Source organism: Massilia norwichensis, assembly GCF_024753245.1.
GTDB lineage: Bacteria > Pseudomonadota > Gammaproteobacteria > Burkholderiales > Burkholderiaceae_D > Telluria > Telluria norwichensis.
In genome coordinates this window covers 201,016-215,728 of record NZ_JANUGX010000005.1, presented here as the reverse complement: position 1 = coordinate 215,728, position 14,713 = coordinate 201,016, and the positions used below count along the sequence as shown (strand labels likewise).

Below are 14,713 nucleotides of genomic sequence, written 5' to 3'. Positions count from 1 at the left end.
TTGGCCAAGCCTGCCGTATGCCGGCTGCCTAGCATGGGAAGTCCGCATATTGTCGGAATAACACCATGCTTTACATTGTTGATAAGAAATTCGTCTTGGCGGCGTTGCTGCTGATCGCCGGGTCGGCCCAGGCGGCCGTGCTGGAGTGTCCCATCAATGCCCCCGCCGACTGGAAGCTGCCGAAATCCAGACTGGACCGGGCGCGCGTGCTCAGCTACCTGCCGAGCACGCGCGCCGACGAACGAGGGCTGGCGGAAGGGCTGCCGGAGCGGGAGTGGCAGGTCGGCGGCACCTTGTTTCAGTCGTGGAACATGAAGGCGGGCCGGCGCGCGATGGTCTATCAGGTGAATTGCCTGTACACCGGCACCAACCGCTTCGTCCGCTTCGATGCGCGTAGTGCGGCGCGTTGCGTGGGCAAGCGGCGGATTCGCGGGGATGCGCTGATGCCGGGGTCGATGGAGTTTCGGTGCCGGTGAGATATGGCTACTAGTCCAGTGGCCAGAACCACACCTCAGCTGAATCGAAGTAGCAGCTTCGCGCGCATCTGTGAAAGCCATTCCCGGCCGGGTAGACAAGATCGATATGTCCGCCATTGCTTGGAACGCTAAGGATGCGAATCCTGAAGAACGACACCACGCCCTGGCGCGAGCCGATGCCCTCGTTCGCTGCAGTTTCGTCCTTGTAAACTTCTGGCTGACCCCACAGTTTTTTGAGCGCATGAGACAGGCGTCCTTGGCCGGTCTCGATCCGGCGCCCCTTTAACGGACCGGCACGCCAGCGCCGAGAAGGGCGATGCTCATGCGGATAGCGCAAGTATCCTGAAATGCCGGATGATCGATGACATCGTCCCAACCGATCTGTTTGTAGAGAACCGCCCTGACTTCCGATCTTGGGTAACGAGCCATCAAGGCCGAGAAGGACGGCTTCATGGCCGGCTCCCAGCCTGGTGGCACGGATACATGCGCTTCAACTGTTCCCGAATGAGCAGCGATGCATTCTTCTTGCGCTCAGGCGCTGGCAGCTTGGCGATCTTGTCTGCCACTTCGTACGCCATGTCGGGCGTTTTGTATTCACCGACATCGCACCACACCGTTCCCTCGGTGCCATCGCGGACGCCATCCAGGTAGCTGTAGGCTTTTTCGCGCTGCATATAGGCATCGCCATCATCCGGCCGGGACGTGAGCGCGCCCATCATCTTGACGAACTTGTCGCCGCTCATCGTGTAGGGGTAGGGCGCTGCGCTTGATATGGCCGGCAGCAATAAGGCAAGGAGGAGGGATCGTTGCATCGGTTTCTCCATCGTGATGTGAGGGAGAAATCGTCGCAGTCGTGGATTACGTCAACTTGGTTAGCGTCAACTCAGCGACGGAATGCATCTTCCAAAAACAAAAACGGGTTACAGCGATAACGCTTGTAACCCGTTTTCTACTACTGAATTCTTGGGGTGGCTGATGGGACTCGAACCCACGACAACAGGAATCACAATCCTGGACTCTACCAACTGAGCTACAGCCACCACTGTCTTGCTTTCTGTCTCGTTGTTGCCGAGACAGAACAAGATTATAGCGGCACCTTCCCGATCTGGCAAATCTAAATGTGCCCAACAGTGCTGCGCTCGGCAAAATCGGTTTCCTGGACCGGTGGATCGATGCCGACCAGGCTGTTGAAGGCCGCCGACAGCGCGGTCGCGCTGGCGCTCGTATAGCCCTCCAGCCGCGCCGGCACCTGCGCATCGACATGGCGCAGCAGACCGCCGGCTTCCAGCAGGCGCCCCAATTGGCGTGCCACCGCATCGCCGGTATCGATGAGAACGACCCCGCGCGCGCCGCAAGACGCGATCACCTGCTCGATCGAGGCCTGCACCAGCGGATAGTGGGTGCAGCCCAGAACCAGGGTATCGGCGCCCTGCGCCAGCAGCGGGGCGATGTAGCGCTCGAGCATGGCGGTGGTCGCGGCGGAATCGAGTTCGCCGAATTCGATCTGGTCGGCCAGGCCCTGGCAGGGCTGCAGCAGGAAGGTGGCGCCGGTGCTTGCCGCGATCTCGTCGCGCAATTTCAAAAATTTCGCACCAGCCAGCGTCCGCTCGGTGGCCAGCACGCCGACCCTGCCGTTGCGCGTCGTCGCGGCGGCCGGTTTCAGGCCCGGCTCGACGCCGACGATGGGCATCTCGGGAAAGCGCGCGCGCAGCAGCTTCACGGCCGCCACCGTGGCCGTATTGCAGGCCACGACCAGCGCCTTGGCGCCGCGGGCGATGAGGAAGCGGGCGATCGTCAGCGAGCGTTCGGCGACCACGTCTTCCGGCTTGTCGCCGTAGGGGGCGAAGCCGGAGTCGGCGACATAGATCAGGTGTTCGTGCGGCAGCTGGGCGCGGATATGGCGCAGGACCGACAGGCCGCCGACGCCGGAATCGAAGATGCCGACCGGGGCGTCGTGAGGGAGAGGGGAGGTGCTCATTTGGGTAATACTAACTTGGGTTCCCGCCTTCGCGGGAACGACGTTCGAAACGGCGAGGCAGTTCGAACGTCGGCCCGTATCACGCCTTAAGCGGTCGTGACCGGAATGCCCTTCAGCGACTCGATCTTCGCCGACCATTCCTTTGGACCGGTCGTGTGCACCGAGGTACCGGTGGAATCGACAGCCACGGTCACCGGCATGTCCTTCACCTCGAACTCGTAGATCGCTTCCATGCCCAGGTCTTCGAAGCCCAGCACCTTGGCTGACTTGATCGCCTTCGACACCAGGTAGGCCGAGCCGCCGACCGCCATCAGGTAGGCCGACTTGTGGTTCTTGATCGATTCGATCGCCGCCGGGCCACGCTCGGCCTTGCCGATCATCGCGATCAGGCCGGTCTGCTCGAGCATCATGTCGGTGAACTTGTCCATGCGGGTCGCGGTGGTCGGGCCTGCCGGGCCGACCACTTCATCGCCGACCGGATCGACCGGACCGACGTAGTAGATCACGCGGTTGGTGAAGTCCACCGGCAGCTTCTCGCCGCGTGCCAGCATGTCCTGGATGCGCTTGTGCGCGGCGTCGCGGCCGGTCAGCATCTTGCCGTTCAGGAGCAGGGTCTGGCCCGGCTGCCAGGACGCGACTTCTTCCTTGGTCAGGGTGTCCAGGTTCACGCTCTTGGACTTCTGGGTGTCCGGGGTCCACTGCACGTCCGGCCAGGTCGACAGTGCCGGCGGTTCGATGTACGAAGGACCGGAGCCGTCCAGCACGAAGTGGGCGTGGCGGGTGGCGGCGCAGTTCGGGATCATCGCGACCGGCTTCGATGCCGCGTGGGTCGGGTACATGTTGATCTTCACGTCCAGCACGGTGGTCAGACCGCCCAGGCCCTGGGCGCCGATGCCCAGCGCGTTGATCTTGTCGCACAGTTCGATACGCAGTTCTTCCAGCTTCGTCGAGGGGCCGCGCTGCTTCAGCTCGTACATGTCGATGTCTTCCATCAGCGACTCTTTCGCCATCAGCATCGCCTTTTCGGCGCTGCCGCCGATACCGATGCCCAGCATGCCCGGCGGGCACCAGCCGGCGCCCATCAGCGGCACGGTCTTCAGGACCCAGTCGACCAGCGAGTCGGACGGGTTCAGCATGACGAACTTGGTCTTGTTTTCCGAGCCGCCGCCCTTGGCTGCGACCTTGACGTCGACGGTGTCGCCCGGCACCAGTTCCATGTGCACGACGGCAGGGGTGTTGTCCTTGGTGTTCTTGCGTTCGAAGTGCGGGTCGGCGACGATCGAGGCGCGCAGCTTGTTGTCCGGGAAGTTGTACGCGCGGCGCACGCCTTCGTTGACGGCATCGGTAATGCTGCCGCTGCCGAAACCTTCGAAGCGCACGTTCATGCCGACCTTCAGGAACACGTTGACGATGCCGGTGTCCTGGCAGATCGGGCGCTTGCCTTCGGCGCACATTTTCGAGTTGGTCAGGATCTGGGCGATGGCATCCTTGGCGGCCGGGCTCTGCTCGGATTCGTACGCGCGCGCCAGGTGCTGGATGTAGTCGGCCGGGTGGTAGTAGCTGATGTACTGCAGTGCGGCGGCGACGGATTCGATCAGGTCTTCCTGTTTGATGACAGTCATTTCGTTCTCGTTCAGGTTAGTGTTTGTTGCTGCTTGCGGTATTGGACATGATGCGGTCGGTGTAGGCGATGGCCATGGCCGACAGCAGGAATGCGATGTGGATGCCGGTCTGCGCGATCAGGACCTTCTCGTTATACGAGCCTGCGTTGATGAAGGTCTTCAGCAGGTGGATCGACGAGATGCCGATGATCGCCATCGCCAGCTTGGTCTTCAGCACGGAGGCGTTCACGTGCGACAGCCATTCCGGCTGGTCCGGGTGATTTTCCAGATACATGCGTGAGACGAAGGTCTCGTAGCCGCCGACGATCACCATGATCAGCAGGTTCGAAATCATCACCACGTCGATCAGGCCGAGCACGACCAGCATGATGGTGGTTTCGTTCAGCTTGTCGGGCAGCGGCGCACCGGGCACGGCCACCGCCTGGAAGATGTGTTGCAGGGCAGCCTCGTTGCCCATCGCAGTAAATATCAGATCCTTCAGTTCGACCCAGAAATGGAACACGTACACGCACTGCGCCAGAATCAGGCCGAGGTAGAGAGGGAGTTGCAGCCAGCGGCTGGCAAACATGAAACTGGCGAGGGCACTGCGCTTGCGTGGTGCGGAAGGGGATTGTGAATCGAGCATCTGTATTGGAAAGCCGCTAGGGCAGGGTCAAGACAGCTCAACATTCTACACCCGGAACGGCTGGCTGGCTTGCCCTTCGTTGTTCGGCAAACGTTGGTAGAATGATCTCGGGATGCCTGTAAGGGCTCAGTAAGCGAGCACCGATATGGTATGTCGCAAAACTATTATCCTAAGGAGACCAGAATGGCTGAGACCGAAAACAATCAGCAGCAGGGCCTGCAAGAGAACCGCGTGTTCCCGCCGCCCGCTGAATTTGCCGCCAACGCAACCATCTCCGGCATGGATGCGTACAACAAGCTGTGCCAGGAAGCCGCGACCGACTACGAAGGTTTCTGGGCGCGCCTGGCCCGCGAGAACATCGACTGGCAGAAGCCTTTCACCCAGACCCTCGACGAATCGAATGCGCCGTTCTACAAGTGGTTCGCCGACGGCCAGCTGAACGCCTCGTACAACTGCCTCGACCGCAACCTCACCAACGGCAACGCCGATAAAACCGCGATCATCTTCGAGGCCGACGACGGCCAGGTGACCCGCGCCACCTACCGCGAGCTGCACGAGCGCGTCTGCAAGTTCGCCAATGGCCTGAAAGCCCGCGGCATCAAGAAGGGCGACCGCGTCATCATCTACATGTCGATGTCGATCGAAGGCGTGGCCGCGATGCAGGCCTGCGCCCGCATCGGCGCGACCCACTCGGTCGTGTTCGGCGGCTTCTCGGCGAAATCGCTGCAGGAACGCGTGATCGACGCCGGCGCCGTCGCCATCATCACCGCGGACGAGCAGATGCGCGGCGGTAAATCGCTGCCGCTGAAATCCATCGTCGACGAAGCGCTGGCGCTGGGCGGCTGCGACACGATCAAGGACGTCATCGTCTACAAGCGCACCGGCGGCAACATCGCCTTCCAGGAAGGCCGCGACCTGTGGCTGCACGACCTCGTCGACGGCCAGTCGGCCGAGTGCGAGCCGGAATGGGTCGATGCCGAGCACCCGCTGTTCATCCTCTACACCTCGGGCTCGACCGGCACGCCGAAGGGCGTCCAGCACAGCACCGGCGGCTACCTGCTGTGGGCCGCGCTGACGATGAAGTGGACCTTCGACATCAAGCCGAGCGACGTCTACTGGTGCACGGCCGACATCGGCTGGGTCACCGGCCACACCTACATCTGCTACGGCCCGACCGCCGTCGGCGCCACCCAGATCGTGTTCGAAGGCGTGCCGACCTTCCCGCACGCCGGCCGCTTCTGGGAAACCATCGCCAAGCACAAGGTCTCGATCTTCTACACCGCGCCGACCGCGATCCGCTCGCTGATCAAGGCCTCCAACGCGGATGAAAAAGTGCATCCGAAGAGCTTCGACCTGTCCAGCCTGCGCCTGCTGGGCACCGTTGGCGAGCCGATCAATCCGGAAGCCTGGATGTGGTACTACAAGAACGTCGGCCAGGAACGCTGCCCGATCGTCGACACCTTCTGGCAGACCGAAACCGGCGGCCACATGATCACCCCGCTGCCGGGCGCGACGCCGATGGTGCCGGGCTCCTGCACGCTGCCGCTGCCGGGCATCATGGCCGCGATCGTCGACGAAGCCGGCGCCGACGTGCCGAACGGGCAGGGCGGCATCCTGGTCGTCAAGCGTCCGTGGCCGTCGATGATCCGCACCATCTGGAACAACCCGGACCGCTTCCGCACGGCCTACTACCCGGACGAGCTGGGCGGCAAATACTACCTGGCCGGCGACGGCGCGATCCGCAACAAGGACACCGGCTACTTCACCATCACCGGCCGCATCGACGACGTGCTGAACGTCTCGGGCCACCGCATGGGCACGATGGAAATCGAGTCGGCGCTGGTGGCGCACCCGGTGGTGGCGGAAGCCGCAGTGGTCGGCAAACCGGACGAGACCACAGGCGAAGCCGTCTGCGCCTTCGTGGTGCTGAAGCAGGCGCGCCCGACCGGCGAAGACGCGAAGAAGCTGGCGGCCGAGCTGCGCAACTGGGTCGGCAAGGAGATCGGCCCGATCGCCAAGCCGAAGGAAATCCGCTTCGGCGACAACCTGCCGAAGACGCGAAGCGGCAAGATCATGCGCCGCCTGCTGCGCGTGCTGGCCAAGGGCGAGGCGATTACCCAGGACGTGTCGACGCTGGAGAATCCGGCGATTCTGGATCAGCTCAAAGAGTCCGCGTAACCAATGACGTCATTCCCGCGAAGACGGGAATCCAAGTGCTGCGTGAATAGCGGTAATGCCAGCAAACTTGGATCCCCGCCTGCGCGGGGATGACTGCATGCTTGATAGCAGAGTTACGCCGCCCCATGAAAGTGGTGCGGCGTTTTTTTATTCTTCGCCAGGCGCCTTGAACAGCGCATCGAGCGGATTCGCCTTCTTAGGCACTTCCGCTTCTCCTCCACCAAACAGCGCATCCAGCGCCGCCCGCTGGCTGGCCACCGCTGCCCGCCCGCGCTTGCCGGCAAACTCTTCCTCGATATTGTCGCGGTAAAAACTCCAGGCCGCGCCCGAGGTCGAGAAGCGGCGCCAGACCTCGCTGCCCACGCCCGCGTAATCGATGGCGCTGCCATCATCGAATTCCACGCGCAGCAGGCGTTCTTTCGGGTCGTAGCCGATGGCGCGCAGCTTGCCGGCGTTGATGCGTTTCATGTCCATGATGTGGCTTTCCTGTTGGTCCTGCATGGATTATTGGGACAATCGCCTGTTTCGGCAAGCCATGCTACCCACGCCAAATGTGCGCGTCTTGTTGAGTCGGCCGCGAGACCCTACGCTGGCCCAGCCGTACCAACATAGACTCGACAACTATCGGAGACACACCATGAAGACCTTCGCCAAATGGCTGGGAACGCTGTTGTTCGCCCTGTCGTTCCTGCACCTGCCCGTCGCATCCGCCGCAAGCGGCTACACCCAGACCAAATACCCGATCGTGCTGGTGCACGGCTTTCTCGGGTGGGACAATATCGGCCCCTACGATTACTGGTTCGGCATCGCCGATGCCCTGCGGCGCGACGGCGCCAAGGTCTACGTGGCCCAGGTGACGGCCGCCAACAGCACCGAGGTGCGCGGCGAACAGCTGCTCGCCTACGTCAAGCAGGTGCTGGCCGCCACCGGCGCGAAAAAGGTCAACCTGATCGGCCATAGCCATGGCGGGCCGACCGTGCGCTACGTGGCCTCGGTGGCGCCGGGACTGGTGGCCTCGGCGACCAGCGTGGGCGGCGTCAACAAGGGCGCGCCGCTGGCCGACATCATCCGCGGTTCGGTGGCGCCGGGCTCGTTCCCGGAATCGGTGCTGGCCTCGATCGTCAACGGCGTGGGCCAGACCATCGGCTTCCTGTCGGGCGACCGCAGCACCCAGGTCTCGACCGCGGCGCTGGGCTCGATGACCACCGCCGGCGCCGCCAAGTTCAATGCCGCCCATCCGGAAGGCGTGCCGCGCACCGCCTGCGGCGAGGGCGACTACCAGGTGAAGGGCGTCTACTACTTCTCCTGGAGCGGCGCCCAGCCGATGACGAACGTGCTCGATCCGCTCGACGCGCCTTTCGGGCTGCTGTCGCTGGCGTTCAAGGGCGAGAAGAACGACGGCCTGGTGGGCAGCTGCTCCAGCCACCTCGGGCGCGTGATCCGCGACGACTACGGCATGAACCACATGGACGAAATCAACCAGGTGGCGGGGCTGGTCAACCTGTTCGAGACCAACCCGGTGACGGTGTACCGCCAGCACGCCAACCGCCTGCGCGAGATGGGCTTGTGAACCTGCGCCGCGGCTGGCTGCTTGTCGCGGCGGCGGCGGCGCTGCTGCCGCTTGCCGCCTTCATCGGATGGCCCGTGTCGCCGCCCGCCGGGCCGGCCGACCCGGTACCGGCGACGCCGGTATCGACGGCCGCGGCGTTCGCGCCCTCGCTGCAGGGCACGCGGCCCGACGGCGCCGTGCGTGTGGCACCCGACGACAGCGTGGTCGTCGACGAGCAGCTGATCGGCCTGTTCGACTACTACCTGAGTACCGTCGGCGAAAAGTCGCCGGACCAGGTGCGGGCCCAGATCGAGCGCGAGCTGGACCGGACCTTGCGACCGCCCGCCGCCGCTGCCGCCAAGCGGGTGCTGGCACGCTACTTCGCCTACAAGCAGGCGCTGGGCGCGCTGGAAGCCAGGCAGGGACTGGCGGGCATGGACGCGGCCTCGCTGCAGCGCAGGCTGGCGGCGCTGGCCACCCTGCGCGCGCGCTTCTTCAGCAGGCAGGAGATCGCCGCCGTCTTCGGCCGCGAGGACGCCGCCAACCAGGAGGCGCTGGCGCGTCTGCGCATCCGCGAAGACGTCACGCTCACGCCGCAGCAGAAGCAGGAACGCCTGGCGGCGCTGGAGGCCAGCCTGTCGCCCGCCGAACGCGCCGCGCGGGAAGCGCCCTTGAAGATCGGGCGTATGCAGGAAGAGGTCGAACGGATGCGCGCCGCGGGCGCGGACGACGACGCCATCTTCCGCCTGCGCGCCGAGGCCTTCGGCGCCGATGCGGCCGGGCGGCTGGCGGAGGTGGACCGGGAAGAGGCGGCGTGGAAGCAGCGCATCGCCGCCTATCTTGCGCAGCGCCGGGGCTTGCAGGATGAAGCGGCGGTGGCGGCGCTGCGCAGCCGGATGTTCAGCGAGGAAGAGCAGCGGCGGCTGGCGGTGTACGAGTCAGGGCAGCTATAGCTTTTCCAGCTGCTGCTTCGCATACCCCGCGCCGCTGCCGCTCGGCGCCAGCTCCAGGTAGGTCTTGTAGGCCGTTTTCGCCTTGTCGCCCTGGCCTGCGCGCGCGTAAGCATCGCCCAGGTTCATGTAGGCGATCGCGCGCGACGGGTCCATCTTGATCGCATTCTCGAACCAGCGCGCGGCCTCGGCATACTTGTCCTGCTTGAAGAACACGAAGCCGAGATTGTTGGCTGCCAGCGCGAAATTGGGTCGCAGTTTCAGGGCCTCGGTGAACTGCGCCTCGGCTTGCGCATACTGTTTTTCCTTGTACAGCTGCAGGCCATGGTCGTTGGCACGCTGGGCCTGTTGGCGGCTCGATACCGGCACGGCGGCGGGCGCGGTGATCGTCGCGGTGCCGCCCTGCAGATCCTTCACCACCACGGTGGCGGCGGGCTGCGATGCCTTGGCATCCAGCTTGGTGTTCAGTGCGATCGCATCGTTCGACAGCTGGGCCGTATTCGTATTCAGGAACTCGGTTTCTTCCGGCAGCTCGAACACGAAGTCACCGCCTTCCGAGCCCGGCAGGCTGCCGAAGGCCGGCGTCTGCTGCGACACGCTGGACACCGCCGGCGCCACATAGGCCGCCAGCTCGGTCGCCGTGATCATGCCGTCGCCGTTCAGGTCGGCCTTGCCGCCCAGGCCTTGCAGCAGGGTCCAGGTGAACACCGAGTGGCCGTTCGGGCCGCCGTCCGACACCAGCTGGTCGGTACCGCCGGCGGTCAGCATCTGGCGGCCCAGGCGGCGTCCGTTCTCGCGCAGGAAGGCTGCGTTGGCGCCGCCGCGCGTGAGGCCAAGGCCGCTGTAGCAGGCATCCATCACGAACAGCTCGTGCTTGGCCGGCAGGCTCTCGGCGATGTTCTGGATTTCGGTCATCGGGATCGCGTCAAGGGCCAGGTTATCCGGGTCGGCATCGTAGGGGACGATGTAGCCGAGGTCGCGGCCCGAGCTGAGCTTGCGCGTGGCGCCGTGGCCGGCAAAGAACATGAAGACGCGGTCGTTCGGCTGCAGGCCGCCGGCGTTCTTGCCGCGTTCCATGAGGTCGTGGAAGGCGCCGAGGATGCCGGCCCGCGTCGCCTGCTCGTTCTTCAGCGTGATCACGCGCTCGGGCGCGAAGCCGAACTTCTGCACCAGCACCTGGCCGATGCCCTCGGCATCGCGCACCGCGTACTGCAGGCGCGGCCACTTCTTGTAATCGTCGATGCCGACCAGGATCGCCCAGGAGTTCGCGTAACCGGTGGCGGCTGCGCGCTGGATGGGCAATTGCGCGGCGCCGCCGGCCGCCGAACCGGACCCCGGAGCGCCGGCCGCCTTGAACGTGCTGCCATCCCAGCCCGCGAACTGGTAGCCCTCGGCCGCCAGCTTCTCCAGCACCAGCGGCAGCGCCTTCACGGTGCGTTCGTGGATGTCGTGGAAGAGGATGATGCCGCGGCCTTCCTTGTCCACCGAGCGCAGCACGCGGTCGGCGATCGAGGACGGCACCGGATCGGCCCAGTCCAGAGAATCGATATTCCACATCACCGACTTCAGATGCGCATCGGCCAGCATGAGCATGCCTTCCTTGTTGCGCGCGCCGTAGGGGAAGCGGAACAGGGTGGAGCGCTCTGGATCGACAGCGCGGAGCAGGGCGTCGGTGCCGAGGATCTCGGCCTTCAAACCATCGCCGCTCTGCTTGGACAGCTGCGCGTGCGTCAGGCTGTGGTTCGCCAGCACATAGCCGGCCGCCTTCAGCTTGCGGCTGACGTCCGCGCCGGCGCCCAGGTGGGCCGCGCCCTTCGCATCGAGCGAGCCGATATTGCGGCCGACACTGAAGAACACGGCCGGCGCGTTGTACTGCTTGAGGATGGCCGCGATCTCCTCGCTGTAGCGGCGGTGCGGGCCATCGTCGAAGGTCAGGACGATGGTCTTCTTCGGCAGCGCCTTGCCGAAGATTTCGGCTTCGTCCTTTTGCGGCTGCTGGGCCTGGGGCGGCGGCTCCGTCGGCTCGGGCTTCGACGGGTAGGGCAGGACCACGCCGTAATCCTTCAGGATGCGCTCGCGCTGGTAGAGCGTCTTCAGGTAGGTCGTGTAGCTGTCCCACTTCTCGCGCTTGAGGGCGATCGAGCGCGACTCGAAGCGCCCGAATACCGCGCGGATCTCCTTCTCGTAATTGCGCTCGATCTCGGCCAGTGCATCGAGGTCTTCGGACACGCGCTTGTGCAGTTTGATGGCCGGCAGCGACGAATCCCTGGCCACCAGGCCGAGCAGCGATTGCATCGTCTCGCGGTAGGCGAGGCGGTCGGCGTCGTATAGACCCTCGCCTGATTCGACGACATCGAGCAGGCTGCCGACCGCATCGAAGCGACGCGGATCGCCGGAGGCCAGCAGCTTGGTCAGCGCCTCGTCGACCCGGGCGATGCGTTCCTGGTTCTCGTGGAAGAGCTGCTGGCCGACCGCATGCGTCTGGCTTCTTGCGGCGTCGGACAGCTTGTCGTCGTCGAGCGTCAGCACGATCATCTTGCGGTAGGCATCCAGCATGCGGGCCATGTCGGCGGTGATGCTGCTGACGTTCATGGCCGGGCCGGCGGCTTGCGGCGTTGGCGTCGAGCCGGCTGGCTTGCGGGAAGCGATCCAGGTACCGGAGCCGGCGCCGGCAGCGGCGACGGCGAAGATGACGAGATAGAAGGCTTTGCGTTTCACGGCCGGGTGACAAAAGTTTTAACTCGGCAACAATATCACCAGTCGTGTGATCTGGAACAGGGAAATGCGCAAGTGCTGCCCTTACACGTCGTTCCCGCGAAGGCGGGAACCCAAGTTCGTATCCGTCTTACGACGACGACAGCACAAACGTGTTCCCATCCGGATCCTTGAACTTGGCAAAGGAACCCCAAGGCTGCACGGTCGGCGCCTCGATGAACTCGACGCCGCGCGCGCTGAGCTGGCGGTAGGTCGCCTCGACGTTGTCGCAGGCGAAGGAACCGTTGAAGAAGCTGCCGATGCGGTCTTCCTGGCCGTCCGGCGTGAACAGAACGACGCGCGTGCTCGAGCGCGCCACGCGCAGTTCGATCCAGCGCTTGCCCGGGCCCATCGGCTGGTCGGTGGAGATCTCGAAGCCGAGCTTGTCGGTGTAGAAGGCGAGGGCGCGGTCCTGGTCGGAGACGGGGATGCTGACGAACTTGAGTTGGGTGATCATGGGTGGTGGTCCTGTCGTACTTGTAGTGGGTGGCATTATCGTGGCACCATCTCCCGCCGTGTGCTTTTAACGACTATAGTATTCATGACTACCCTTGCGCGGCAATCTTTGGTCGATGCCTATGTGTTCGATGTCCTGATGCCCGATCTCGTCGGGCACGACCGCCGTCCGGCGGCGTTTGTCGTCTACCTGTTCCTGCTGCACAGCGCGCAGGCGCTGGGACGCGACCAGGTGCCGGCCAGCCTGCAGACGATTGCGGTGAAGACCGGCTTGTCGAAGTCGGCGGTGCAGGTGGCGCTGCGGCATCTGAAGCGGCGTGGGCTGATCGGGGCGGAGGAGCTGGGAACGCAGGTGAACCCGGTGCGGCAGGTGCTGAGGCCGTGGCGTCGGCGTTTGGACGCTGCGTGACAGTTACTATTGTGCTGCTGGGAATCCTTGTTATAATAGGCGGCTTCGCAACCATGCGAAAACCCATCAGGAGAGATGGATGAGTGGTTTAAGTCGCACGCCTGGAAAGCGTGTATAGGTTCATAGCCTATCGGGGGTTCGAATCCCCCTCTCTCCGCCAAGAATAAAAAAACAAAAGCCACCTACGGGTGGCTTTTGTTTTATTGCGTCCAAGATCGCACTGGACGTTGGAATTGTCTAGCAAATCGACCCATACATACTCTTCCCTGTACGAAGATTGATCCCAAAATGACACGCATATGGCGACGACTTCGAGCTTTTGTCATACGTGCAGTCGAGATCTCCTTTCTGCCGTATACGCATTCCAGAAGAGCTGCCGCATGCATCCTTCAAGTCAGGGCCGATCGACTCGAAAAGGTTTCGGGCCACTTCCCCTTGCAGCAGAAACGACGCTTTACGGTCAGCTGGTGTCGGCGCAGCCTCCTCACCCAGATCGCCTGAATAAATCAGATACTCGCCTTTGAATACCGTGTAGCTGCCGTCCCAAGGCTTTGCTGCGTACGCAAGGGTCACCAATGCCGTCGCACAGAGGATCACACCGGACAGTATTTTCATCTCAGGCCTTCAGCTCAACATGGAAATGATGATCGTGATGGATCAGCGGCAGCGCAAGATGGCGAAGCTCTGGATCATTGAAATAAATTCTGCCGACGCCGGGATAGGCGCGGAAGAGTTCCATGAGCTTTGCAGTCGCGGCCTGATCATACTGATCTGCCCACTGCCAATAGACGGGGGTCCGTTTGCCGTCTTTTCGGACAGGGCGTACATCGACTTCCAGCCCCGACTTGTGAGAGCGGTGTTTTGCGTAATCGGCACCTCCAGCCAGGCTGATATTCCCGATGCCAAACTTCCGGTTGTCCGTCGCCAACCACTGCCTTTCCACGAAAAGTAGCATGCTCATCATGGCTGGGTGAGCATACTGACCGGCGCCCTCGGCCGGCGTGCCATAAACGTAATAACCGGCGCCTTCGGGCGATTGGGGCAACATGAAGTAGCCCCGGCTGTCTTTGGGTTGGACTTCAAGCATCGTCAACTCCGGTCAGGCAATTTTATTCGCAGCCAGATCCCAGCCGCCAGACGTGTTACCGCCAGCCCCACCGCCAATTTTCTGCTGCGTGTACTTCCATTTGACCTTGGAAAAGCGCAGGGCAACGGAATCCTGGAGCGGACCGCCTTCGTGAATTGCCTGGTTGACGCTGGCAATAAGTACATTTTCCATCTCGACTTCGTAGTACTTGATGCGCTCTCCCTGTCCATCGGCACGGAAGACTTCCAGCCTGGCTTTGGGGATTGTCTTGCCTGCCGAAGACGTCTGCATGAGCATCGGCGATGACAGGTCGGCCAATTTAGTGAGCGTAACGCTTCGGTGTTCGCAACGTTCAGCGGTATGGCCGCCAGCAGTCGATGCCGTTGCCGACTTAGGCTGAATCACACCCCATTGGGCCGAAGTGATTTCGATCCAATCCTTATGTTTGTCATCCTGGGACTCTCCCTTGATGCCGTCGATCTGCAGATACACGTCGATTGCCATGTCGTTCTCTCCATGCTTGAGCTTGTAAGCGGGGCCAAGGGCGCATTGTTGCGCCAGGCCGAGCGATGGCATTTGGGCAGAGTCAACCAGCCCTACATCACCTCGTGTTTAGCGGCGACGACGAG

General features: G+C 63.3%; 17 protein-coding genes and 2 tRNA genes. 6 read left to right on the top strand and 13 right to left on the bottom strand.

What is annotated here, in order from left to right; genetic code table 11:
• Positions 1–65: 65 nt before the first annotated feature.
• Entirely contained in the window at positions 66–476 is a 411-nt protein-coding gene (locus NX782_RS06790) for a hypothetical protein (protein ID WP_258844675.1), read from the top strand.
• A gap of 10 nt (positions 477–486) precedes the next feature.
• Here NX782_RS06790 and NX782_RS26580 read toward each other — a convergent pair whose 3' ends face one another.
• The 7 genes from NX782_RS26580 to NX782_RS06760 form a co-directional block, all read right to left on the bottom strand.
• Complete coding sequence (locus tag NX782_RS26580; RefSeq protein WP_502572700.1) at positions 487–813, bottom strand: T6SS effector amidase Tae4 family protein; 327 nt, start codon at positions 811–813, stop codon at positions 487–489.
• Entirely contained in the window at positions 759–929 is a 171-nt protein-coding gene (locus NX782_RS06785; RefSeq protein WP_258844674.1) for a type VI secretion system amidase effector protein Tae4, read from the bottom strand. The genes NX782_RS26580 and NX782_RS06785 overlap by 55 nt, the downstream gene beginning before the upstream one ends.
• Entirely contained in the window at positions 926–1,288 is a 363-nt protein-coding gene (locus tag NX782_RS06780; protein ID WP_258844673.1) for a Rap1a/Tai family immunity protein, read from the bottom strand. Before NX782_RS06780 ends, NX782_RS06785 begins: the two co-directional genes overlap by 4 nt.
• A gap of 152 nt (positions 1,289–1,440) precedes the next feature.
• Positions 1,441–1,516: transfer RNA gene (locus NX782_RS06775), tRNA-His, on the bottom strand.
• Between the two features lie 74 nt (positions 1,517–1,590).
• A complete protein-coding gene (gene murI / locus NX782_RS06770; protein WP_258844672.1) occupies positions 1,591–2,454 on the bottom strand; it encodes a glutamate racemase in 864 nt (287 codons plus the stop codon).
• 86 nt (positions 2,455–2,540) lie between these two features.
• Positions 2,541–4,076, bottom strand: a complete 1,536-nt coding sequence (locus NX782_RS06765; RefSeq protein WP_258844671.1) for a fumarate hydratase — start codon at positions 4,074–4,076, stop codon at positions 2,541–2,543.
• Between the two features lie 16 nt (positions 4,077–4,092).
• Positions 4,093–4,644: a YqhA family protein gene (locus NX782_RS06760; protein WP_258844670.1), complete on the bottom strand. Its 552-nt coding sequence runs from the start codon at positions 4,642–4,644 to the stop codon at positions 4,093–4,095.
• Between the two features lie 240 nt (positions 4,645–4,884).
• On the opposite strand from NX782_RS06760, the gene acs reads away from it, so the two are divergent.
• Positions 4,885–6,879, top strand: coding sequence for an acetate--CoA ligase (gene acs / locus NX782_RS06755; RefSeq protein WP_258844669.1), 1,995 nt, complete (start codon positions 4,885–4,887; stop codon positions 6,877–6,879).
• Between the two features lie 147 nt (positions 6,880–7,026).
• On the opposite strand, the gene NX782_RS06750 is transcribed toward acs, so the two are convergent.
• Positions 7,027–7,353 (bottom strand): KTSC domain-containing protein, encoded by a 327-nt coding sequence (locus tag NX782_RS06750; RefSeq protein ID WP_258844668.1) that lies wholly within the window; start codon positions 7,351–7,353, stop codon positions 7,027–7,029.
• 163 nt (positions 7,354–7,516) lie between these two features.
• Between NX782_RS06750 and NX782_RS06745 the strand changes: the two genes are divergently transcribed.
• A complete protein-coding gene (locus NX782_RS06745; RefSeq protein ID WP_258844667.1) occupies positions 7,517–8,449 on the top strand; it encodes a lipase family alpha/beta hydrolase in 933 nt (310 codons plus the stop codon).
• Entirely contained in the window at positions 8,446–9,381 is a 936-nt protein-coding gene (locus tag NX782_RS06740) for a lipase secretion chaperone (RefSeq protein WP_258844666.1), read from the top strand. Before NX782_RS06745 ends, NX782_RS06740 begins: the two co-directional genes overlap by 4 nt.
• On the opposite strand, the gene NX782_RS06735 is transcribed toward NX782_RS06740, so the two are convergent.
• Both NX782_RS06735 and NX782_RS06730 read right to left on the bottom strand, forming a co-directional pair.
• Positions 9,376–12,096, bottom strand: coding sequence for a polysaccharide deacetylase family protein (locus NX782_RS06735; protein ID WP_258844665.1), 2,721 nt, complete (start codon positions 12,094–12,096; stop codon positions 9,376–9,378). The genes NX782_RS06740 and NX782_RS06735 overlap by 6 nt on opposite strands.
• A 127-nt stretch (positions 12,097–12,223) precedes the next feature.
• A complete protein-coding gene (locus tag NX782_RS06730; protein ID WP_258844664.1) occupies positions 12,224–12,589 on the bottom strand; it encodes a VOC family protein in 366 nt (121 codons plus the stop codon).
• Between the two features lie 84 nt (positions 12,590–12,673).
• On the opposite strand from NX782_RS06730, the gene NX782_RS06725 reads away from it, so the two are divergent.
• Both NX782_RS06725 and NX782_RS06720 read left to right on the top strand, forming a co-directional pair.
• On the top strand, positions 12,674–12,997 hold the full coding sequence (locus NX782_RS06725) for a helix-turn-helix domain-containing protein (RefSeq protein ID WP_258844663.1): 324 nt from the start codon (positions 12,674–12,676) through the stop codon (positions 12,995–12,997).
• A gap of 69 nt (positions 12,998–13,066) precedes the next feature.
• Positions 13,067–13,157 (top strand) — tRNA-Ser (locus NX782_RS06720).
• Between the two features lie 77 nt (positions 13,158–13,234).
• Here NX782_RS06720 and NX782_RS06715 read toward each other — a convergent pair.
• From NX782_RS06715 to NX782_RS06705, 3 genes are read right to left on the bottom strand one after another with little or no spacing between them, the layout of a single operon-like run.
• Complete coding sequence (locus NX782_RS06715; protein WP_258844662.1) at positions 13,235–13,612, bottom strand: hypothetical protein; 378 nt, start codon at positions 13,610–13,612, stop codon at positions 13,235–13,237.
• A 1-nt stretch (position 13,613) separates the two neighbouring features.
• Positions 13,614–14,084, bottom strand: a complete 471-nt coding sequence (locus tag NX782_RS06710; RefSeq protein WP_258844661.1) for a hypothetical protein — start codon at positions 14,082–14,084, stop codon at positions 13,614–13,616.
• A 12-nt stretch (positions 14,085–14,096) separates the two neighbouring features.
• Positions 14,097–14,588 carry an Hcp family type VI secretion system effector gene (locus NX782_RS06705; protein WP_258844660.1) on the bottom strand — a complete coding sequence of 164 codons (492 nt, stop codon included), beginning with the start codon at positions 14,586–14,588 and terminating at the stop codon, positions 14,097–14,099.
• Positions 14,589–14,713: the final 125 nt, after the last annotated feature.

Bases quoted from the DNA above. Each gene is read 5' to 3' on its own strand.
- NX782_RS06790 (WP_258844675.1), top strand. From the start codon at position 66: ATGCTTTACATTGTTGATAAGAAATTCGTCTTGGCGGCGTTGCTGCTG.
- NX782_RS06785 (WP_258844674.1), bottom strand. From the start codon at position 929: ATGAAGCCGTCCTTCTCGGCCTTGATGGCTCGTTACCCAAGATCGGAA.
- NX782_RS06780 (WP_258844673.1), bottom strand. From the start codon at position 1,288: ATGCAACGATCCCTCCTCCTTGCCTTATTGCTGCCGGCCATATCAAGC.
- murI (WP_258844672.1), bottom strand. From the start codon at position 2,454: ATGAGCACCTCCCCTCTCCCTCACGACGCCCCGGTCGGCATCTTCGAT.
- NX782_RS06765 (WP_258844671.1), bottom strand. From the start codon at position 4,076: ATGACTGTCATCAAACAGGAAGACCTGATCGAATCCGTCGCCGCCGCA.
- NX782_RS06760 (WP_258844670.1), bottom strand. From the start codon at position 4,644: ATGTTTGCCAGCCGCTGGCTGCAACTCCCTCTCTACCTCGGCCTGATT.
- acs (WP_258844669.1), top strand. From the start codon at position 4,885: ATGGCTGAGACCGAAAACAATCAGCAGCAGGGCCTGCAAGAGAACCGC.
- NX782_RS06750 (WP_258844668.1), bottom strand. From the start codon at position 7,353: ATGGACATGAAACGCATCAACGCCGGCAAGCTGCGCGCCATCGGCTAC.
- NX782_RS06745 (WP_258844667.1), top strand. From the start codon at position 7,517: ATGAAGACCTTCGCCAAATGGCTGGGAACGCTGTTGTTCGCCCTGTCG.
- NX782_RS06730 (WP_258844664.1), bottom strand. From the start codon at position 12,589: ATGATCACCCAACTCAAGTTCGTCAGCATCCCCGTCTCCGACCAGGAC.
- NX782_RS06725 (WP_258844663.1), top strand. From the start codon at position 12,674: ATGACTACCCTTGCGCGGCAATCTTTGGTCGATGCCTATGTGTTCGAT.
- NX782_RS06715 (WP_258844662.1), bottom strand. From the start codon at position 13,612: ATGAAAATACTGTCCGGTGTGATCCTCTGTGCGACGGCATTGGTGACC.
- NX782_RS06710 (WP_258844661.1), bottom strand. From the start codon at position 14,084: ATGCTTGAAGTCCAACCCAAAGACAGCCGGGGCTACTTCATGTTGCCC.
- NX782_RS06705 (WP_258844660.1), bottom strand. From the start codon at position 14,588: ATGGCAATCGACGTGTATCTGCAGATCGACGGCATCAAGGGAGAGTCC.